This window comes from Aeromicrobium endophyticum (assembly GCF_003586285.1).
GTDB lineage: Bacteria > Actinomycetota > Actinomycetes > Propionibacteriales > Nocardioidaceae > Aeromicrobium > Aeromicrobium endophyticum.
In genome coordinates, this window is sequence record NZ_QUBR01000001.1 from 372,380 (window position 1) to 391,717 (window position 19,338).

Here is a 19,338-nt window from a genome sequence, read left to right on the forward strand (position 1 = left end):
CGTGCTCCGCGCACGCCAATCGACCCCGGTCAAGGGGCGCCAATCCATCTCAACCAGCAGATGGGCAGGACAAGGCGAGCGCGAAAGTTCAGTGTAACGCGGGAGCCACGCCGAAGCAAGGGCGGGCCTTGACAACGAGGGCTTTATAGGTGACGCTATTTGGCTTTTCGTGAGCGTCGTGACAGTTCCGTGCTGCAACGGCAACGTTTTCGGCCGGGCCGCCGCAGCCTGTCGCCGGGACGATCGTCCTTGGTCGCCCTGACGGCGGCAGGCTCAGAGCGCCCGGATGTTGGCGACGCGCCAGCCGTCGGCGCCCTTGACCATCGACACCTTGATGCGGTTGGCGAAGACCGTGGGCTGGGCCGCATCGCCCACCAGGCGGGCCTGGTCGACGAACACCAGCACATCGGCCTGCTTCGACGAGCAGTCCTTGCCGCACGGCAGCGCCGCCGCCTCGCGGGTCGCGGCCTTGACGACGATCTGGCGCTGCGGCGCCAGCTCGGTCAGCGCCGGTGCGATCGAGTCGAACTGCTTGGCGAAGGCCGGCGTCATGAGCGCCTTGGACGCCTTCAGGTGCTGGTCGAGCTGGTCGTAGCGGAACGAGAAGATGGTCTCGGCCGCACCCGCTGCCGCCGACGACGCCTGGCTGCGCGAGCTGTCGAGGTCGTCGCCCGATCCCGGCGGGCTGACCATGAGGAACACGCCGGCCGCCAACGAGGCGAGCGCGAGCAGCGTGGCCGGCACCAGCCAGGCCAGGTCGCGCCGTGACGGTCGTGAACCGGGGGCACGCTCGGGCCGGACGTCGTCGCGCGTGCGCGCGGCGGCAGTCGCCACCGTGGGGGTCTTGATCACCGGCGGGGCCTTCTTGGCCACCGGCGCGGTCTTCGTGACCACCGGGGCGGACTTCTTGGCGACCGGGGCCGTCTTCTTCGCGACCGGGGCGGTGGCTGACGGCGCCGCCTGTTCGGGCCGCGCGACCTTCTTGGCCCGCGCCTTCCTCAGCGGGGCCTTCGCTGCCGGCGCGGGCGCGGCAGGAGCGGCTTCGCCGGCGATGCGGCGACGGCGGACGGGACCGGTCGAGTCGCTCACTGGGCGTCACCTGCACCATCGGTCGGGGTCGGCTCGGTCGCGGCCGGCTCGGTCGGGGCTGGGGCGGACGCCGCCGGCGCGGTCTGGGCATCGACCGAGGCGACGCTCTCGAAGTTGGACACGAGCCACTTCCCCTTGTCCTTGCTGAACGTCACCTTCCAGCGGAAGCGGCGTTCGACCGCGGCCGGGTTGTCGGTGTTGGTGATCTTGGAGTCGACCGCGACGATCGCCGTCGCGGAGTCGTCGTCGATGCTGTCGATCGCGACCCCCTGCAGCTGGGCGTCGCCGCTGCGCTGCTTCTTGTCCTTGAGGGCACCGAAGACCGCGTCGGTGATCTTGACGAACTCGCGGTTGTACGACGGCGTGAGCAGTCCCTTGAGCCGCTTCTGGTAGTCGGCGAGGTCGGCCACGTCGTACGTGTTGTAGGCGGCCGCGAAGTCGCTGGCCCGCGAGATGACGGCATTGCGCTCGGCCTCGTCGTCGTCGCCGAGCCTCGGCAGCACCAGCGTCGCGACCATCACGAGCACGAGGCCCAGGACGAACACTCCCGCGAGGATCCTGATGACGAGGGGACGACGCGACCAGCTGGCTACTTGGTCACCGGATCGCTCAACAGCCACTTCCAGGAGTCCTTTCCAGTTGCCGTGGGGCCGTCGTACGTGACGCTTCCCGCGGCGGAGCGACGCAGCACGGTCTTGGTCGGCTGCCTCGCGATGTTGTTCTTGACCTTACAGTCCGTGTTCACGTCGAACGGAGCGTCGGAGATCACGTTCTCGGGACGCTTCTTGCGGTAGCCCGACGCGGCGCCGCCGTCCTGCGAGTACGTGCACGTCTTCGTGGTGTCGGTGAGCACGAGACCGAACTTGGCGTTGTACTGTCCGGTCTCCTTGCCACCGGCCGTGTCGGGCGCCAGCGCCGTGAACGAGCCCTCGAGCAGGTACGGGTACAGGATGAAGATCGCCTGCAGGCCCAGGACGTTGTCGGCCAGCGGCTTGTTGGCGACCACCAGGTCGCGCACGGCGTTGCCGAGGTCGGCGGAGTTCTCGTCGACCACCTTGCGCACCGTCGCGGCGCTGCCCGCGCCCTTGTCGAGCAGGCGACGCAGGTCGGGATCGGCGTCGACCAGCGTCTCGGACAGCAGGGCGAGGTTCTTGGAGAACGTCGAGAGCTGACCGCGCTTGTCGATCTGCGTCTGCAGCACGCTGTCGGAGTCGCGGATGAGCTCGCGCGTCACGCCGATGTTGTCGTCGGCGGCCCGGATGAACTCCGACGACGTGTCGAGGATCCGCGCCAGGTCGGGTCCGGCTCCGTCGAAGGCCTGCCCGAGCTCGTCGACGACGGTGCGCAGGTTGTCGGTGTCGACCGAGGTGACGACGTTGTTGACGTCGACCAGCAGCGTGGTGGTGTCGATCGGGATGCGGCTGCGTGCCACCGGGATCTTCGACCCGGCCTTGAGGTAGGGCGCGGAGGCCGACTGCGGCTGCAGGTCGACGTACTGCTCGCCGATGGCCGACTTGTTGGCCACGACGGCCATGACGTCGGTCGACATCTTGGGCGCGTCGTCCTCGATGTCGAGCGTCGCGCGCACGCCGGCGCCGTCGAACTGCAGCTTGCTGACCTTGCCGACGGCGATGCCGCGATACGTCACCTGGGCCCCGGCGAAGATGCCGCCGGAGTCGGTGAACTGCGCCGTGATGGGAAAGCTGCGGTCGACGACGAGCCGGTCGACCTGGGCGTAGCGCCCACCCACGAACGCGCCACCGATCACGGTGACGATCGCGAAGATGATCAGCTGGATCTTGGTGAGTCGGGTGATCACGGGGCCACCGCCGGTTCGAGGAAGAGGGATGCCAGGTCGGCGGACGCTGCGTTGCTGACCGGCGCACGGCACGAGCCGAGCAGCGAGCACAGGAAGCCTCGCGACGGAGCGGTCGTCGTGGCCGGCGCCGGCGTGGGAGAGGCCGCGGCACCGCCCGCAGGGACCCCGCTGGGCTGACCGGTGCCGCTGCGACCGGAGGGCGCCGACCCGGACGGCGAGCCGCCCGGGATCAGGCTGTTGACCAGGTCGCGCAGATCGGCGGTCGGGTCGGCGCCCGGCACGGCCTGCGGCGCCGGCACGCCGTCGGACCCCTGCGGGACGTCGGACGTGCTGGGTGCGGTCGAGCCGCTCGGGGTGGGCACCTGGTCGCTGAGGTCGAAGTCACCCAGGATGTTGGTGAGCTGCTCGACGCCGAGGTTGAGCTTGACCGAGAGATTGGCGAAGTCGCCGAAGCAGGCGCCTTCCTTGATCTCCTTCTGGCCGTTGCCGGCGTCCTGGCAACGGCCCGTCGCCGAGGCGACGCTGCCGCCGACGAAGCCGTCGGTGAACGGGAAGCTCAGCAGCGCCTGGGTGGACGTGGCCAGGTCGTCACCGGCCCGGGCCAGGTTGGTCAACGTCGGTGTGAGCGCCTTGAGGTCGGCCACGGTGTCGGCCTTGGAGCTGCGGATGACGCCGGTCGCCACGTCGCCCAGGCGGTCGAGCGACTGCAGGAGGCCGACGAGCTCGTCGCGCTGGTCGTTGACGACACGCAGCGCCTCGGGCAGGTCGTCGAGCGCGCCGGTGATGGCATCGGTCTGGTCGTTGGCCGCGATCGCGAGCCGGTTGACCTTCTCGAGCGAGGTCAGCAGCTCTTCCTTGTTGGCGTCGAGCTGGCCGATGAAGTCCGACGTGGTGTTCAGGAGCTCCTTGACCTCGGGCTCGTTGCCACCGAGCGCGTTGTTGAGCTCGCGCACGATGGTGTTGGTCTTCTCGAGGCCGCCGCCGTTGAACAGCAGCGAGGCCGCGCCCAGCACCTCCTCGATCTCGGGATTGCGTCCGGAGCGCTCGAGCGGGATCTTGTCGCCGTCGCCGAGGCGCCCCGTGGCGCCGGTGGCCGGCGGCGCCAACGAGACGAACTTCTCGCCCAGCAGGCTGGTCTGGCGGATCGTGGCCACGGCGTTGTCGGGCAGCTTCGCGTCGCGGTTGACCTCGACCGTGACGCTGGCCGTCCAGCCGTCGAGCTTGATGTCCTTGACCTTGCCGACCGCGATGTCGTTGACGCGGACGGCGCTCTGCGGCACCAGGTCGAGCACGTCGCGGAACTGGATCGTGACCTTGTACGGCTTGCTTCCGAGGTCGGCGCCTCCGGGCAGGGGCAGCTGGTAGGGCGAGAAGCCGCAGCCGCTGAGGGCGAGCGCGCTCGCGAGGGCCACGATGGCGCCGGTCGTCCTGGATCTCATCACTGCACCGCCAGCATCTCGGCCACCGAGGAGTTGACCTTCTCGATCGTCGGCGCGGGCAGCCCGCTCGCGGCCGCGGCGCGCGGCCTGGCGGCGTCGCCGCCACCGGTCAACCCACCGGTCAACCCGTCGGTGAGCCCGCCGGTCAGGCCTCCGAGCAGGTTGGTGAGGTCCTTGCAGCCGCCCTCGACGGGCGTCTGCCCGAGCAGGTTGCACAGCAGGCCCGCGGGATCGCCCAACGAGCCGGCGAGGAACTCGGGGATGTCGGCGCGCGTGTCGAGCGTGCCGGACGTGCCGTTGTAGGCCAGCGCGACGTTGGACAGCGCGGTCGGTGCCGAGACGGTGATCTTCTCGAGCTCGGACTTGCGCTTGGCGAGCACGTTGGCCAGCGAGGCGATGTTGTCGACGTTGCCCCGCAGCGCCGAGCGGTTCTCCTTGACCAGGCCGTTGACGTCGACCAGGGCCTTGCTGAGCGCGGCCAACGTCGCGGCGAGGTCGTCGCGCTCCCCCGCCAGCACCTCGGAGACCTGCGCGGTGCTGTCGTTGAACGCCCGCACCGAGGAGTCGTTGGTCTTGAGCAGCGAGACGAACTGGTTGACCTCGCGAAGGCTGCCGAACAGCTCGTCCTTGTTGTCCGAGAGGGTCGAGCTGAGCTTGCCGAAGTTCTTCAAGGTCTCGTTGACCTGCGCGCCCTGACCGCCGAGCTGCTCGGAGGCGCCGTCGACGAGCTTGCTCAGCGGCCCCTGCGCGTCGTCCCCCTTGGGGCCGAGCGCGACCGACAGGTCGTCGAGCGACTGGTAGACCGCATCGAGCTCGACCGGCACGGCCGTGCGATCGACCGGCAGGTAGGCGTTGTCCTTCAGGACCGCACCGCCGTCGTAGGCCGGCGCGAGCTGGATGAAGCGGTCGCCGACGATCGAGGGCGAGACCACGACGGCCTTGACGTCGGCCGGCAGCTTCTGCTTGCCGTCGTAGCCGATCTTGACCCGGACGACCTTGCCGCGCGGGGTCAGGCTCTCGACGGTGCCGACCTCGACGCCGAGGATCTTGACCTGGGACCCCTTGTAGACCGAGTTGGTCTGGTCGAAGTCGACGGTCAGGTAGCGCTTGTCGTCGCCGTTGTTGAGGAACAGCAAGGTCGCCGCGATCAGCAGCAGGACGACGACGCCGGCCAGGACCTTGGAGAAGCCGGCGAACCGTTGAGCCATGGAACCGCTCACTGTGCTGCCCCCTTCGGTGTCAGTGCATCGGTCAGCTGCTGCGTCACTCCGCCCAAGGACGTCAGGCCGCCCAGGTAGGTGTCGAACCAGGGCCCGGTGCCGAGCGCGTTGGCGAAGACCGTCGTGAAGCCGGGATACACCCGCAGGGCCTCGTCGATGCTGGCCTCGTTCTTGCGCAGCATGTCGGTGACCTTGTCGAGCTGCCGGAGAGCCGGCAGCAGGTCGGAGCGCGTGTCCTTGACAAGGCCCCGCAGCTGGGTCGAGATGGTCTGCGTCGAGACCAGCAGCCGGTGGATCGAGTCGCGCCGCTCGCTGATCGCGCGAAAGAGCGTGTCGGAGTCCTTGAACAGCGTCACGAGCTCGTCGTTGCGGCTGTTGAGCACCCCGGAGACCTTCTTGAGGCTGACGAGCAGCGTGTTGATCTGCTCGTCGCGGGCGGCCAGGTTGCGCGACAGGTCGGACACGCCCTTGATCGCCGCACGGAACTCGGCCGGCGTCTGCTCGGAGATGTCGCCGAGCGTGGTGAGCGCCTCGGACAGCTGGGGGATGTCGAGCTGGTCGGTGGTGCGGCTGAGGTCGGAGAAGGCCTGGACGACGTCGTACGGCGCGATCGTCCGCTCGAGCGGGATCGTGCTGCCCTCGGGCAGCTGGCCCTTGCCCTTCGGGGTGAGCGCCAGGAACTCAGCACCCAGCAGCGTGCGGATGCGGATGTCGGCCCCGGTCTCGGCCCCGAACTTGGTTCCCTTGTCGATCCGGAACGTCACCTTGACCTTGTTGCCGTCGAGCGCGATGTCCTGCACCTTGCCCACCGAGACGCCCGCCACGCGGACCTCGTTGCCGGACTTCAGCGAGCCGATCTCGGCGAACTCGGCGTGGTAGACGTCGCCGCTGCCGATGATCGGCAGGCGGTCGGCGCGGAAGGCACCGAGCATCATGGCCACGATCAGCGCCAGGCCGATGACGCCGATGATGACGGGGTTGCGTTCGCGGAAGGGCTTCATCGGTCGTACCCCGGCTGGTCGCAGCGGTCGTTGCCGATCTTCACCGGATCGGGCCCGGTCAGGTCGATCGGCGTCGCGGGCAGGGTGAGCCCCGGCAGCTTGATCGGCGGGATCGTCAAGGTGCCCTTGATCGAGCACAGGTAGAAGTTGAACTCGCTGCCGCTGGAGGCGACCGTGCCGAGCTTGGACGTCTTGATCGGCAGGATCTGGATGGCGCTGGAGATCGTGGCCAGGTTGCGGTCGGACGACAGGTTCTTGGTCAGCGCGTTGAGCTGCTTGATGTCCTCGGTGAGCGCCGGCCGGCCCTGGACGAGCAGGTCGGACGTCTCGTCGGTCAGGTCGGAGATCGAGTCGACCGAGTCGAGGATCGCGTTGCGGTCGTCCTTGAGGCCGGTCACGAACTGCTGCAGCGTGTCGATCGTGTCGGTCAGCTCTCGGTCGCGCGAGCCCACCGTGTCGAGCACCGTGCTGAGGTTGGTGATGACGTCGCCGATCAGCTGGTCGCGGCCGGCCAGCGTGCTGGTGAGCGAGGCCGTGCGCGCCAGCAGGTTCTGGACGTTGCCGCCCTCGCCCTGCAACGTCTGCACGATCTCGTAGGCGAACTTGTTGGTGTCCTCAGGCGACAGCGCCTGGAACACCGGCTTGAAGCCGTTGAGCAGCACGGTGAGGTCGAGCGCCTCCTTGGTGCGCGACTCGGGGATCGTGCTGTCGGGCTTGAGCACCGTCGTGGCACCGTCCGCGCCCTGGGTGAGAGCGATGTAGCGCTGGCCCACCAGGTTGCGGAACTTGATCGTGGCGTTGGTGTTGGCGGTCAGGGGCACGTCGGAGTCGACGCCGAAGGTGACCTGCGCCTTGTCGCGGTCGATGATCTTGATGTCGGAGACCGACCCGACCGCGACGCCGGCGATGCGCACGTCGTCGCCCTTGGCCATGCCGGTGACGTCGGTGAAGATCGCCTTGTACTTGTTGCGGTCGCCGAACGACCCGTTGCTGAGGGTGAGGGCCAGCACGAGGGTGGCCAGGCCGGTGAAGGCGAAGAAGAAGCCCAGCTTCAGGGCCGCTCCCATGGACTCGCGATCGAGCTGCTTCATCGGGCCGTCACCGCCGATCCGCGCATCACGGGGCTGATCATGAGCGAGCCGATGTCGGGCACGTCGCTGGGCGACATCCCGAGCGAGGCCCCGAGGAACACGTTGAGCTCCTCACGCTCGTCGGCGGAGTCGATGCCGATCGCGCTGGGCTGGACGAGGTCCTGGAGCTCGAGGCTGTTGGCGGCGGTGCGGTTCTTGGAGAAGTCGCTGTCGGAGCCGAACTTGGTGTGGCTGCTCTTGACGCCGACCAGCTTGTAGACATCGGCAGGCACCGTGAACGGGTTGGCCTGGGACGAGTACTTCTCCTGCTGGGCGCGACCCTTGTTGATCTCGTTGAGGTCGAGGCACGTGGGGGCGGCCGCGTTGCTGGCGTTGACGTCCTTGCCGTTCTTGGCCGACGGACCGGTGGAGGCGCGGTCGAGGTCGGCCTTGGAGACATCGGTGTTCTCGTTGGCCTTGTAGGCATCGGGCTGCTTGATGAGCTCGACGTCGATGTGCAGCGTCCCGCCGCGGTAGGCGCTGTCGAGTCGCGGGATGAGGGTCGACATCGACCTCAGGAAGCACGGGAAGGTCACGGAGTAGTCGCCCACCGTCTCGAGCACGGGTCGCGTCTCCTTGGCCAGCCGCTGCAGGTTGTCGCCGTTGTCGCGCGTGAAGGTGGTCAGGGTGTCGGCCAGGCGGGTGCCCTCGTCGAAGAACGCCGCGAGCTGCGCCTTCTTGGCCACCAGCGTGTTGCCGGTGACGACGGTGTTGCGCAGCACCCGTCCGAGGTCGGGCAGCGCCGCGGTGTACCCGTCAGAGACCGTGCCGAGCTTGTTGACGTCGGTCACGAGCTGAGGCACCTCGGGGTTGAGCTTCTTGAGGTAGCTGTTGAGCGTCACGAGCGTCTCGCCCAGCTGCTTGCCGCGGCCGTCGAGCGCCGACGAGACCGCGCTGAGCGTGTACGACAGGCTGGCCGGGTCGACGGCCTCGAGCAACGGGTAGAGGTCGTTGAGCAACGTCTCGACCTCGATCGGCACGTTGGCCTTGGCGATCGTGTCGCCGGCCTGCAGCGCGTCGCCGCCGGCACCGCCGGTCGGCGGGATGAGGGCGACGTACTTCTCGCCGAACAGGGTCTTGGGCACGAGCTGCGCCGTCACGTCCTTCGGGACGTCGCCGATGAGCTTGGGGTTCATGCCGAGCGTCAGCTTGACGCCGTCGCCGTCGGGCTGGACCTTGCGGACCTCGCCGACGATCATGCCTCGCAGCTTGACGTCGGCGTTGCGCGGCAGGTTGACGCCCGTGGTGTCGGTCGTGAGGGTGACGTTGTCGTAGTCGACGAATGCCTTGGTGAAGAAGGCGTAGGTGACCCAGACGAAGAACACGACCATGGCCACGAAGAGCGCGCCGAGCACCTTCAGCGAGGAGCCTCGCTCGAGGACGGGGGTGCGTGCCATGGGTCAGCCCGCCAATCTGACGGTCACGTTGGTGCCCCAGATCGCCATCGAGGCGAGCAGGTCGACGACGTTGATCGCCACGATCGAGGTGCGGATGGCCAGGCCCACGGCCACGCCGACGCCGGCCGGGCCGCCCGAGGCGTAGTAGCCGTAGTAGCAGTGGATCAAGATCACGACGATCGCGAAGATCAGCACCTTGGCGAACGACCACAGCACGTCGCTGGGTGGCAGGAAGGTGTTGAAGTAGTGGTCGTACGTGCCAGAGCTCTGCCCGTTGATCTGGGTGACCACCAGCCGGGTCGCGAAGTACGACGCCAGCAGCCCGACGATGTAGAGCGGGACGACCGCGATGAGACCGGCGATGACGCGCGTGGTGACGAGGAAGGGCAGCGACGGGATGGCCATCGTCTCGAGGGCGTCGACCTCCTCGCTGATGCGCATGGCGCCCAGCTGGGCGGTGAATCCGCAGCCGACCGTGGCGGCGAGCGCGATGCCGGCGACGAGCGGAGCGATCTCGCGGGTGTTGAAGTAGGCCGAGATGAATCCGGTCAGCGCAGCCGTGCCGAGCTGGTCGAGGGCCGCATAGCCCTGGATGCCGACGGACGTGCCGGTGAAGAAGCACATCGCGGCGATGACGCCGATCGTCCCGCCGATGACGGCCAGCGAGCCGGAGCCCAAGGTGACCTCGGCCAGCAGGCGGAGCACCTCTTTCTTGTAGTTCTTGACCGTGCGCGGGATCGACTTGACGACCCGGATGTAGAACAGCATCTGGCGCCCGAGGTTGTCGAGCGCACCGGCGGGCTTGGTGTAGATGGACGCGAAGCTGGCCATGACGATCACATCCCCTTCGGCGGGACGAGCTGGATGTAGACCGCCGTGATGAAGAAGTTCACGACGAACAGCAGCGTGAAGGTGATGACGACCGCCTCGTTGACGGCATCGCCGACGCCCTTGGGGCCGCCCTTGGCGTTCATGCCCTTGTAGGACGCGACGATCGCCGCGAGGAAGCCGAAGATGAGGGCCTTGACCATGCCCTGGTACATGTCGGGCAGCTGCGCGAGCGCCGTGAACGAGGCCAGGTAGGCACCGGGCGTGCCGTCCTGCAGCACCACGTTGAACACGTAGCCGCCTGCGACACCCACGACCGTCACGATGCCGTTGAGGAAGACCGCCACCAGCATCGTGGCGAGCACGCGGGGCACCACGAGCCGCTGGATGGGGTCGATGCCCAGCACCATCATGGCGTCGAGCTCTTCGCGGATGCGGCGGGCGCCGAAGTCGGCGGCGATGGCCGAGCCGGCCGCGCCCGCGATGAGCAGGGCCGTCGCGATCGGACCGGCCTGCTGGACCACGGCCAGCACGGCTGCCGATCCCGTGAACGACTGGGCACCGAACTGCTTGATGAGCCCGCCGGTCTGCAGGGCGATCACGGCGCCGAACGGGATGGCCACGAAGGCCGTCGGCACGATCGTGACCTTGACGATGAACCAGGCCTGGACCAGGAACTCCTTGAGCTGGAACGGCCGGCGGAACAGCGCCACGAGCACGTCGAGCGCGAAGGCGAACAGGTTGCCCGAGACCCTGGCGGGTCCCGTGACGATGCTGAGGCTCACGCTGTGACAGCCTGGTCGGCGTCGCGGGCGAACGAGCCCGGCGGCGGGGTGACGCCGTTGTCGCGGCACCACGCACCGGGATCGCGCTGACCGCGGCGGGGGCGTCCGTCGGAGGTCTCGAGCTGCAGCGGGACGGGCGGCAGCGCGGGCATCGCGATGCCGGCCTCGGAGGCCAGCTCGTCGGCGTCCTTCTCCTCGCTCATGCCGATCGGGCCGACGGTCTGCGCATTGAGGAACTGCGCCACGACGGGCTCCTCGGACGTCAGGAGCATCTCGCGCGGACCGAACATCGCCAGGTGCTTGTGGTAGAGCAGGCCGATGTTGTCGGGCACGCGACGTGCGGTGTTGATGTCGTGCGTGACGATCAGGAAGGTCGCGTCGATCTGCGCGTTGAGGTCGATGAACAGCTGGTTGATGTACGAGGTGCGCACGGGGTCGAGACCCGAGTCGGGCTCGTCGATCAGCAGGATCTCGGGGTCGAGCACCAGGGCACGGGCCAGGCCGGCGCGCTTGCGCATGCCGCCGGAGATCTCGCCGGGCAGCTTGCGCTCGGCACCCACCAGACCGGTCAGCTCCATCTTGTCCATGACGATGGTGCGGATCTCGGACTCGGACTTGCGGGTGTGCTCGCGCAGCGGGAAGGCGACGTTGTCGTAGAGGTCCATCGAGCCGAACATCGCGCCGTCCTGGAACAGCACGCCGAAGAGCTTGCGGATCTCGTAGAGCTCTTTCTCCTTGCAGTTGGCGATGTCGACGCCCTCGATGAACACGTGACCCGAGTTGGGCTTGAGCAGACCGATGAGGGTCTTCAGGAACACGGACTTGCCCGTGCCCGACGGCCCGAGCATCACCGAGATCTCGCCGGCCGGAAGCGTCAACGTGACGTCGTTCCAGATCGTCTGGCTACCGAACTTCTTCGTCAGACCTTCGACGACGACTTCTACGCCCACGGACGGCCCCTCCTTGCTTCCCGCGGATGCCGGCAACGCCGGCAGGACTTACGACGCCTGCGACAACGTGATCGCGGACACAGACACAACGAGACACACCACCTGCGGTTACGCCTCTGTGTCCGATCGTGACTCACGAGTAACAATCGCGGACCTAGGGAACATACCGCAGGTAACTCCGAGTCACAAACGTGACCGGGGTCACCGACAGATTACGGGACGATCGTCCTGGGGGCTGGGCGAATCGACGATCGACACCGTCTCCGGCTGCGCCGGGCACGGCAAAGGGCGCCCCTTCCGAAGAAGAAGCGCCCTGAGCGTGCAGTCAGCTACGTGTCACTTGACGGTGACGCTGGCGCCGGCGGCCTCGAGGGCCTCCTTGGCCTTGTCGGCAGCTTCCTTGTTGGCCTTCTCGAGGACGGGCTTCGGCGCACCCTCGACGAGGTCCTTGGCCTCCTTGAGTCCGAGACCGGTGATCGTGCGAACTTCCTTGATGACCTGGATCTTCTTCTCGCCGGCACCCTCGAGGATGACGTCGAACTCGTCCTGCTCGGAGGCGGCGTCGCCACCGGCAGCAGCGCCACCGGCGGCGGGAGCCGCGGCGACGGCAACAGGAGCGGCCGCGGTGACGTCGAACGTCTCCTCGAACTCCTTGACGAACTCGGAGAGCTCGATGAGGGTCATTTCCTTGAATGCGTCCAGCAGGTCGCTGGTGCTGAGCTTCGCCATGGTGGCGTCCTTCCGTTATGAGACCCCGAGGGGGTCCCGATGTGAATCGGGCGTTCAGCCCTCGGACGTCTCGGCGTCGGCAGACGCTTCGACAGGAGCGGCGTCGGCGGGTGCCTCGGCCGGGGAATCGGTCGCCTCGTCGGCCACGGGGGCCTCCTCGGCGGCTCCGGCGACGGGCTCGGGGCCCGCTGCCAGGATCGACGGGTCGTCTGCGGCCTTCGCCTGCAGGGCACCCAGCACACGGGCGGCCTGCGACAGCGGGGCGGCGAACAGCGACGCTGCGCCGGACAGGCTGGCCTTCATGCCACCTGCGAGCTTGGCGAGGAGGACCTCGCGCGACTCGAGGTCGGCCAGCTTGTTGATCTCCTCAGCGGAGAGGATCTTCCCGTCGAGGAAGCCTCCCTTGATGATGAGGGGGGTGTTGCCCTTCGCGAAGTCACGCAGACTCTTCGCTGCCAGCACCGGATCGCCCTTGATGAAGGCGATCGCGGTCGGACCGACGAGCAGCTCGTTGTCGAGCTCCACACCTGCGTCCTTGGCGGCGATCTTGGTGAGCGTGTTCTTGGCGACGGCATAGTGCACGTCCTCACCGAGCGAGCGCCGCAGTTCCTGCAGCTGCTTCACGGTGAGACCGCGGTACTCGGTGAGAACTGCGCCGCTCGACTCACGGAAATTGTCTGCGAGCTCGGCAACGGCGGCAATCTTTTCCGCGTTGACCATGGGTCTCCTTCCAGCACATGGGTCCGTACCTCGACTGCGATCCCATGTGCGTACACGGGCCCGACACGAAGAAACGTCCCGGGCACAGGGCCACGGGACGCTATTGCTGCATCTGGTTCGTGATCCTGCGCGGGCCGCCCCTTCGGGCGCTTCGAGCGACTCGTGAGTCGCCAGCCAGCGGTCTTCGGCAGTTCCAGGATAGGGCACGGGCACCTCGCGACCAAATCGCGTCGGGTGACAGAACACCATGGGGCCGTGGGAATCCGGTGGCCGTGCGCGCCCGGACGACGACGCCCCCGCAGCCGGACGGCTGCGGGGGCGTCGATCGGGAGGTGTCAGGCCTCGTCGACCGCGTAGCTCTTGGTGCGGCTCGGGTCGACCGGGACGCCGGGACCGTTGGTCGTGGAGACCGTGATCTTCTTGACGTAGCGGCCCTTCGAGCTGGCCGGCTTGATGCGCAGGATCTCGTCGAGCGCGGCGCCGTAGTTCTCGGCGAGCTGCTCGGCCGAGAACGAGGCCTTGCCGATCACGAAGTGCAGGTTGGCGTGACGATCGACGCGGAACTCGATCTTGCCGCCCTTGATGTCGCCGACGGCCTTGGCCACGTCGGGCGTGACGGTGCCGGTCTTGGGGTTCGGCATCAGGTTGCGCGGGCCGAGCACGCGGCCCAGGCGACCGACCTTGCCCATCATGTCGGGCGTCGCGACGACGGCGTCGAAGTCGAGCCATCCGCCGTTGACCTTGTCGACCAGCTCGTCGGCACCGACGAAGTCGGCGCCGGCCTCACGAGCGGCATCGGCGTTGGCGCCGGTGGCGAAGACCAGGACCCGTGCGGTCTTGCCCGTGCCGTGCGGAAGGTTGACGGTGCCGCGCACCATCTGGTCGGCCTTGCGGGGATCGACGCCGAGGCGGACCGAGACGTCGACGGTGGAGTCGTAGTTCTTGCTGCCCGACTCCTTGGCCAGCGTCGTCGCCTGCAGGGGCGAGTAGAGGCTGTCCTTGTCGATCTTCTCGGCGACCTGGCGGTACGCCTTGCTGTGCTGTGCCATCTCTGGTGTTCCTTCTTGGTGTGGACCAGTCGTGGTCTGTGCGGGCCCAGCCGGCCCTGCCACTAGTGGTGCGGTGTGTGGTGCAGGTGGAGCGGACGTCAGTCCGTCGTGACGCCCATCGAGCGCGCGGTGCCCTCGACGATCTTCATGGCGGCGTCGATGTCGGTCGCGTTCAGGTCGGGCAGCTTGGTCGTGGCGATCTCGCGGATCTGGTCCTTCGAGATCTTGCCGACCTTGTCCGTGTGCGGGACGGCCGAACCCTTCTGCAGACCGGCGGCCTTCTTGATCAGCTCGGCCGCGGGCGGCGTCTTGGTGATGAAGCTGAACGTGCGGTCCTCGTAGATCGTGATCTCGACCGGGACGACGTTTCCGCGCATGGCTTCCGTGGCCGCGTTGTAGGCCTTGCAGAACTCCATGATGTTGACGCCGTGGGGGCCGAGCGCGGTACCGACGGGCGGTGCCGGGTTGGCCATACCGGCCTGCAGCTGCACCTTGACGATGGCTGCGACTTTCTTCTTGGGAGGCATTTCTCGGGTCCTTGACTTGTAGCGGTAGAGCGATGAGTGGTGCTGATGGCGCGTGCGGTCTGCTCAGACCTTCTGGATCTGGGTGAAGCTGAGCTCGACCGGAGTCTCGCGACCGAAGATCTCCACGAGGGCCTTGACCCTCTGTGCGTCGATGTTGATCTCGGTGATGGTCGCGTGCAGCGTGGCGAACGGTCCATCGACGACCATGACGGAGTCGGCGACGGCGAAGTCGGAGAACTCGACCTTGGCGGCCTTCGTCTGCTGCTGATCGGGGGCGTCGGCCGCAGTTGCGACCTCGGCCTCCACTGCCGGGGCGAGCATGCTCTCGACCTCGGCAAGACTGAGGGGGACGGGCTGGTGGGAGTTGCCCACGAAGCCCGTGACCGACGGGGTGTGGCGAACGACGCCCCACGACTCGTCGGTGAGGTCCATGCGGACCAGGACGTAGCCGGGCAGGACGGTGCGCTTGACGAGCTTGCGCTGGCCGTTCTTGATCTCGGCGACCTCTTCGGTCGGCACGACGACCTCGAAGATGTAGTCCTCGGCGTTGAGCGAGGTGACGCGGTTCTCGAGGTTGGACTTCACGCGCTTCTCCATGCCGGAGTACGTGTGGACGACGTACCAGTCGCCGATCTGGTTGTGCAGACGGTCCTTGAACTCCTGCAGCGCGTCGACCACGGGCTCCTCGGCGTCGTCGGCCGAGGCCTCGTCGTCGCCCTCGGCGTCGTCGGCCGAGGCCTCGATCGCGTCGTCGTCGCTGACGACGGGCTCGGCGTCCTCGGTCGCGTCGACCACGTCGGTCTCCTCGACGGGTGCGTCGGGCGCGTCGACGTCGGACGAGTCGTCCGTCTGCTCGTCGACGTTCTCTTCGTAACCTTGAGTCACTGTGATCCTTTGATGCGGGTGGGTGCCGTGAGGCAGGTGTGCGGGGCGTCGGCCCCGGCTAGGCGAAGATCTTGAACGACAGCTGGCCGAAGCCGTAGTCGAGTCCTGCGACGATCGCCATCATGACGAGCACGAACACCAGGACGACCCAGAAGTAGTTGATGACCTGCGGACGCGTGGGCCAGACGACCTTGCGCAGCTCGGCGATCACCTGACGGTAGAACGTGATCGGCGACGTGCGTTTGCCGGACGTGCCGGCCAGCTCGTGACGGTCGCTCACGGGACTCCTTCGTACTTCTCGTCGTGTCGCAGCGTGGTCGTGCTGCTCGTGGTCGTGCGGTGTTCTGGTGCTGTGTCGCAGGGCACGAGGGACTTGAACCCCCAACCTTCGGTTTTGGAGACCGATGCTCTGCCAGTTGAGCTAGTGCCCTCAGTCAATTTCGCTCGTCGCCGGACCCACGTGCGGGCATGACGATTGAGAGTGAATATTCACCGGTCCGCCCAGTGTACGTGGTGCGACGTGGCCCCGTCGAACCGAGGCGCGGTGAGCGCCGGCGGGCGGGCTGGCAGGATGGCCGGATGGAGCAGGGGCAGATGCGCGACCACAGCGGCGACGCTCCCGAGGTGGCGACCAGCCCCGATGCATCGCGGCCCCTGGCGCGACTGCCCAAGGCCCACCTGCACCTGCACTTCACGGGGTCGATGCGCCACGGCACGCTGGTCGAGCTGGCCGAGCGCGACGGCATCCGCCTGCCCAGCTCGCTGACCGACGAGTGGCCGCCCGAGCTCAGCACCATGGACGAGAAGGGCTGGTTCCGCTTCCAGCGGCTCTACGACGTCGCGCGGTCGGTGCTGCGCACCGAGGACGACGTGCGCCGCCTGGTGCTCGAGGCGGCGCTCGACGACGCGGCCGACGGCTCGGTCTGGACCGAGATCCAGGTCGACCCCTCGGGCTACGGCGCCCGGTTCGGCGGCATCACGGCGTTCACCGACCTGGTCATCGACGCGGTGCGCGAGGCCGGCGAGAAGGCCGGCATCGGCATGGGCCTGGTCGTCGCGGCCAACCGCACGCGGCACCCCCTCGACGCGCGGACGCTCGCCCGTCTGGCCGCGCAGTACGCCGGCCGCGGCGTGATCGGGTTCGGGCTGTCCAACGACGAGCGCCGCGGCGACACGACCGCCTTCGGACCGGCCTTCGCGATCGCCGAGCGGGCTGGGCTGGCGCTCGTGCCCCACGGCGGCGAGCTGCGCGGCCCGGCCCACGTCACCCAGTGCCTCGACCACCTGCACCCCCACCGCCTGGGGCACGGTGTGCGCGCGGCCGAGAGCGAGGCCGTGCTCGACCGCCTGGCCACCAGCGGGGTCGCCCTCGAGGTGTGCCCCACGTCCAACGTGTCGCTCGGCGTCTACGCGACCCTCGAGGAGGTGCCGGTGCGCACGCTCACCGCGGCCGGCATCGACGTCGCCCTGGGTGCCGACGACCCGCTGCTGTTCGGCTCGCGCCTCGGTGGCCAGTACGCGGTCCTGCGGGCCGCCCAGGACTTCAGCGACGCCGAGCTCGCCGAGCTGGCCCGCATGTCCATCCGCCGGTCGTACGCGCCGTCCGACCTCGTGAACGGCGCTCTCTCGCGCGTCGACGCGTGGCTGGACGCTCCCGCGGGGCGGTAGCGACGGGCGCCGCCGAGGCGCGACCGCTGAGCGCCTCCTGTGCGAGGCTGTCGCCATGAGCGAGACACCCCCGCCCGGCGGGCCGTCGTCCCCCGAGCACCAGCCCAACTGGGGCTCGGCGTACCCGCCGCCCCAGCACGGTGCCGGCCAGGGCGCGACGCCCCCGCCCGGCTACTACTACCCGTACCCCGTGCCGCCCAAGCACACCGACGCCACGACGTCGATGGTCATGGGCATCGTCGCGGTCGCCGGCCTGTTCGTCTGCGGCATCCCGGTGCTCATGGCGCCGTTCGCCTGGTACCTCGGCGCCAAGGCCGAGCGCGAGATCGACGCGAGCGCGGGGGCGCTGAGCGGACGGAGCGAGGCGACCGCCGGAAAGGTGCTCGGCATCGTCGGCACGGCGCTGCTGGCCCTGGCCGTCGCGGGCATCGTGCTGCTCGTCGTGCTGACGTACACCCAGCCCGACTTCTGGGACGACGACAGCAGCTACGACTCGGTGCTGGGGGCGCTGCTGTCGAGCGTGCAGCCGACCAGCACGGGCTCGTTGACCAGCGTGATGCCGTAGGCGCGCTGCACCCCGTCGCGCACCTCGCGGGCCAGCTCGAGCAGGGCGCCCGTGGTGCCGCTCCCCCGGTTGGTCAGCGCCAGCGTGTGCTTGGTCGACAGCGAGACGTCGGTGCCGCCGTGTCCCTTGGCGAAGCCGGCGTGGTCGATGAGCCAGGCCGCGCTGGTCTTGACCGATCCGTCGGGCTGCTCGAAGCGCGGCGCGTCGGCCGGCAGGGCCGCGGCCTGCTCGGGCGACAGCAGCGGGTTGGTGAAGAACGAGCCGGCGCTCCAGGTGTCGGGATCGTCAGGATCGAGCACCATGCCCTTGCCCCGGCGCAGGCCCAGCACCGCGTCGCGCACGTCGGCGGCCGGCGCGCGGTCGCCCACCGCCACGCCGAGGGCACGGGCCAGCTCGCCGTAGGCGATCGGCGCGCCGAGGTCGCCGAGGGCCAGCTGGAACGTGACCGACAGGACGACGTGACGCTGCGGCTCGGCCTTGAAGCGGCTGTGCCGGTACGAGAAGCCGCAGTCGGCCGCGGCGAAGGTGCGGATGCGGCGGTCGTACCGGTCGTAGGTGCGCACGGACGCGATGGTCTGCGAGACGTCCTGGCCGTAGGCGCCGACGTTCTGGATCGGGGTGGCTCCGGTCGAGCCGGGGATGCCCGACAGCGCCTCGACGCCGACCCAGCCCTGGCCCACCGCATGGGCCACGAAGGCGTCCCAGGGCTCGCCCGCGGCGACCGTCACCATCGCGCCGCTGCACGCATCGGCATCGACCGTGACGCCCCGGGTGAGCACGCGCACGACCGTCGCGTCGACGCCGTCGTCGGCCACGACCAGGTTGCTGCCGCCGCCCACCACCAGGACCGCGTCGCCGGCCTCGTCGGCGACGCGGACGGTGTCGACGAGGTGCTGCTCGGTCGTGGCGTCGATGACGGCTCGGGCCGGGCCGCCCAGGCGCAGGGTCGTCAGGTCGGCGAGGCGCATGGCCGCGACGCTAGCAGGGAACGACGAGACCCCCGTCTGCCGTGGGCAGCGGGGGTCTTCGTGGGACACGTGAGAGGTCAGCGGGTCTCGCGGTGCAGCGTGTGGCGCTTCTCGCGGGGGCAGAACTTCATCAGATCCATGCGATCGGGATCGTTGCGGCGGTTCTTCTTGGTGATGTAGTTGCGTTCCTTGCACTCGGTGCAGGCCAAGGTGATCTTGGGACGAACGTCTGAGCTCTTGCTGGCCACGGGGTGCCTCTTCTTGATCGATGTCGCTGACGTGTTGCCGGTCTGTCGCAGTGCCGGTGTGATCGTGCGGTAGCTGGGGCGGGACTCGAACCCGCGACCCCACGATTATGAGTCGTGTGCTCTAACCGACTGAGCTACCCAGCCACGGACGCGAGTTGCCTCTTGCCCGACGGACTCGCCGCGCCGCTCGAAGCGACGCTGCGACTCCAGAGCCCCTTTACGGAATCGAACCGTAGACCTTTTCCTTACCATGGAAACGCTCTGCCGACTGAGCTAAAGGGGCGTGCCGACGCTCAAACATACAGGGTGATCGGCCCGTAC

21 protein-coding genes and 3 tRNA genes are annotated in these 19,338 nt (G+C 68.4%); 2 read left to right on the forward strand and 22 right to left on the reverse strand.

Features of this window, described 5'->3' with window-relative positions:
* Window positions 1-273 precede the first annotated feature (273 nt).
* The 18 genes from DX116_RS01900 to DX116_RS01985 all read right to left on the reverse strand — a co-directional run bounded on the left by DX116_RS01900 (window position 274) and on the right by DX116_RS01985 (window position 15,999).
* Window positions 274-1,089 carry a hypothetical protein gene (locus DX116_RS01900; RefSeq protein ID WP_119702532.1) on the reverse strand — a complete coding sequence of 272 codons (816 nt, stop codon included), beginning with the start codon at window positions 1,087-1,089 and terminating at the stop codon, window positions 274-276.
* Entirely contained in the window at window positions 1,086-1,634 is a 549-nt protein-coding gene (locus DX116_RS01905) for a hypothetical protein (protein WP_119702533.1), read from the reverse strand. The genes DX116_RS01900 and DX116_RS01905 overlap by 4 nt, the downstream gene beginning before the upstream one ends.
* 44 nt (window positions 1,635-1,678) lie before the next feature.
* On the reverse strand, window positions 1,679-2,908 hold the full coding sequence (locus tag DX116_RS01910) for an MCE family protein (protein ID WP_158591870.1): 1,230 nt from the start codon (window positions 2,906-2,908) through the stop codon (window positions 1,679-1,681).
* Entirely contained in the window at window positions 2,905-4,347 is a 1,443-nt protein-coding gene (locus DX116_RS01915) for an MCE family protein (RefSeq protein WP_119704063.1), read from the reverse strand. Before DX116_RS01915 ends, DX116_RS01910 begins: the two co-directional genes overlap by 4 nt.
* Window positions 4,347-5,555 carry an MCE family protein gene (locus DX116_RS01920; protein ID WP_119702535.1) on the reverse strand — a complete coding sequence of 403 codons (1,209 nt, stop codon included), beginning with the start codon at window positions 5,553-5,555 and terminating at the stop codon, window positions 4,347-4,349. The genes DX116_RS01915 and DX116_RS01920 overlap by 1 nt, the downstream gene beginning before the upstream one ends.
* Before the next feature lie 8 nt (window positions 5,556-5,563).
* Window positions 5,564-6,568 (reverse strand): MCE family protein, encoded by a 1,005-nt coding sequence (locus DX116_RS01925; protein ID WP_119702536.1) that lies wholly within the window; start codon window positions 6,566-6,568, stop codon window positions 5,564-5,566.
* Window positions 6,565-7,659 carry an MCE family protein gene (locus DX116_RS01930; protein WP_119702537.1) on the reverse strand — a complete coding sequence of 365 codons (1,095 nt, stop codon included), beginning with the start codon at window positions 7,657-7,659 and terminating at the stop codon, window positions 6,565-6,567. The genes DX116_RS01925 and DX116_RS01930 overlap by 4 nt, the downstream gene beginning before the upstream one ends.
* Window positions 7,656-9,095 (reverse strand): MCE family protein, encoded by a 1,440-nt coding sequence (locus DX116_RS01935; RefSeq protein WP_119702538.1) that lies wholly within the window; start codon window positions 9,093-9,095, stop codon window positions 7,656-7,658. Before DX116_RS01935 ends, DX116_RS01930 begins: the two co-directional genes overlap by 4 nt.
* Window positions 9,096-9,098: 3 nt before the next feature.
* Entirely contained in the window at window positions 9,099-9,926 is an 828-nt protein-coding gene (locus tag DX116_RS01940; RefSeq protein ID WP_119704064.1) for an MlaE family ABC transporter permease, read from the reverse strand.
* Between the two features lie 5 nt (window positions 9,927-9,931).
* Window positions 9,932-10,708 carry an MlaE family ABC transporter permease gene (locus DX116_RS01945; RefSeq protein WP_119702539.1) on the reverse strand — a complete coding sequence of 259 codons (777 nt, stop codon included), beginning with the start codon at window positions 10,706-10,708 and terminating at the stop codon, window positions 9,932-9,934.
* Window positions 10,705-11,658 (reverse strand): ABC transporter ATP-binding protein, encoded by a 954-nt coding sequence (locus DX116_RS01950; protein ID WP_119702540.1) that lies wholly within the window; start codon window positions 11,656-11,658, stop codon window positions 10,705-10,707. The genes DX116_RS01945 and DX116_RS01950 overlap by 4 nt, the downstream gene beginning before the upstream one ends.
* Window positions 11,659-11,994: 336 nt before the next feature.
* Window positions 11,995-12,387 (reverse strand): 50S ribosomal protein L7/L12, encoded by a 393-nt coding sequence (rplL, locus tag DX116_RS01955; RefSeq protein WP_119702541.1) that lies wholly within the window; start codon window positions 12,385-12,387, stop codon window positions 11,995-11,997.
* Between the two features lie 54 nt (window positions 12,388-12,441).
* Window positions 12,442-13,107, reverse strand: a complete 666-nt coding sequence (gene rplJ, locus DX116_RS01960) for a 50S ribosomal protein L10 (RefSeq protein WP_119702542.1) — start codon at window positions 13,105-13,107, stop codon at window positions 12,442-12,444.
* A gap of 335 nt (window positions 13,108-13,442) precedes the next feature.
* Complete coding sequence (rplA, locus tag DX116_RS01965) at window positions 13,443-14,156, reverse strand: 50S ribosomal protein L1 (protein WP_119702543.1); 714 nt, start codon at window positions 14,154-14,156, stop codon at window positions 13,443-13,445.
* Between the two features lie 98 nt (window positions 14,157-14,254).
* Complete coding sequence (rplK, locus tag DX116_RS01970) at window positions 14,255-14,683, reverse strand: 50S ribosomal protein L11 (RefSeq protein ID WP_119702544.1); 429 nt, start codon at window positions 14,681-14,683, stop codon at window positions 14,255-14,257.
* A gap of 63 nt (window positions 14,684-14,746) precedes the next feature.
* Entirely contained in the window at window positions 14,747-15,568 is an 822-nt protein-coding gene (nusG, locus tag DX116_RS01975) for a transcription termination/antitermination protein NusG (protein WP_378018827.1), read from the reverse strand.
* 58 nt (window positions 15,569-15,626) lie between these two features.
* Window positions 15,627-15,848, reverse strand: a complete 222-nt coding sequence (gene secE, locus DX116_RS20035; protein ID WP_199715888.1) for a preprotein translocase subunit SecE — start codon at window positions 15,846-15,848, stop codon at window positions 15,627-15,629.
* Between the two features lie 78 nt (window positions 15,849-15,926).
* A tRNA-Trp gene (locus DX116_RS01985) sits at window positions 15,927-15,999 on the reverse strand.
* Window positions 16,000-16,147: 148 nt separating this feature from the next.
* On the opposite strand from DX116_RS01985, the gene DX116_RS01990 reads away from it, so the two are divergent.
* Both DX116_RS01990 and DX116_RS01995 read left to right on the forward strand, forming a co-directional pair.
* Window positions 16,148-17,236 (forward strand): adenosine deaminase, encoded by a 1,089-nt coding sequence (locus DX116_RS01990; protein WP_233556536.1) that lies wholly within the window; start codon window positions 16,148-16,150, stop codon window positions 17,234-17,236.
* Between the two features lie 55 nt (window positions 17,237-17,291).
* Window positions 17,292-17,801, forward strand: coding sequence for a DUF4190 domain-containing protein (locus DX116_RS01995; protein ID WP_119702546.1), 510 nt, complete (start codon window positions 17,292-17,294; stop codon window positions 17,799-17,801).
* On the opposite strand, the gene DX116_RS02000 is transcribed toward DX116_RS01995, so the two are convergent.
* The 4 genes from DX116_RS02000 to DX116_RS02015 all read right to left on the reverse strand — a co-directional run bounded on the left by DX116_RS02000 (window position 17,723) and on the right by DX116_RS02015 (window position 19,300).
* The gene (locus DX116_RS02000; RefSeq protein ID WP_119702547.1) at window positions 17,723-18,769 is read right to left on the reverse strand and encodes a UDP-N-acetylmuramate dehydrogenase; all 1,047 of its coding nucleotides are present in this window, start codon (window positions 18,767-18,769) and stop codon (window positions 17,723-17,725) included. The genes DX116_RS01995 and DX116_RS02000 overlap by 79 nt on opposite strands.
* A gap of 77 nt (window positions 18,770-18,846) precedes the next feature.
* Window positions 18,847-19,017 (reverse strand): 50S ribosomal protein L33, encoded by a 171-nt coding sequence (rpmG, locus tag DX116_RS02005; protein ID WP_119702548.1) that lies wholly within the window; start codon window positions 19,015-19,017, stop codon window positions 18,847-18,849.
* A gap of 70 nt (window positions 19,018-19,087) precedes the next feature.
* A tRNA-Met gene (locus DX116_RS02010) sits at window positions 19,088-19,161 on the reverse strand.
* A 66-nt stretch (window positions 19,162-19,227) separates the two neighbouring features.
* A tRNA-Thr gene (locus DX116_RS02015) sits at window positions 19,228-19,300 on the reverse strand.
* Between the last annotated feature and the right edge of the window lie 38 nt (window positions 19,301-19,338).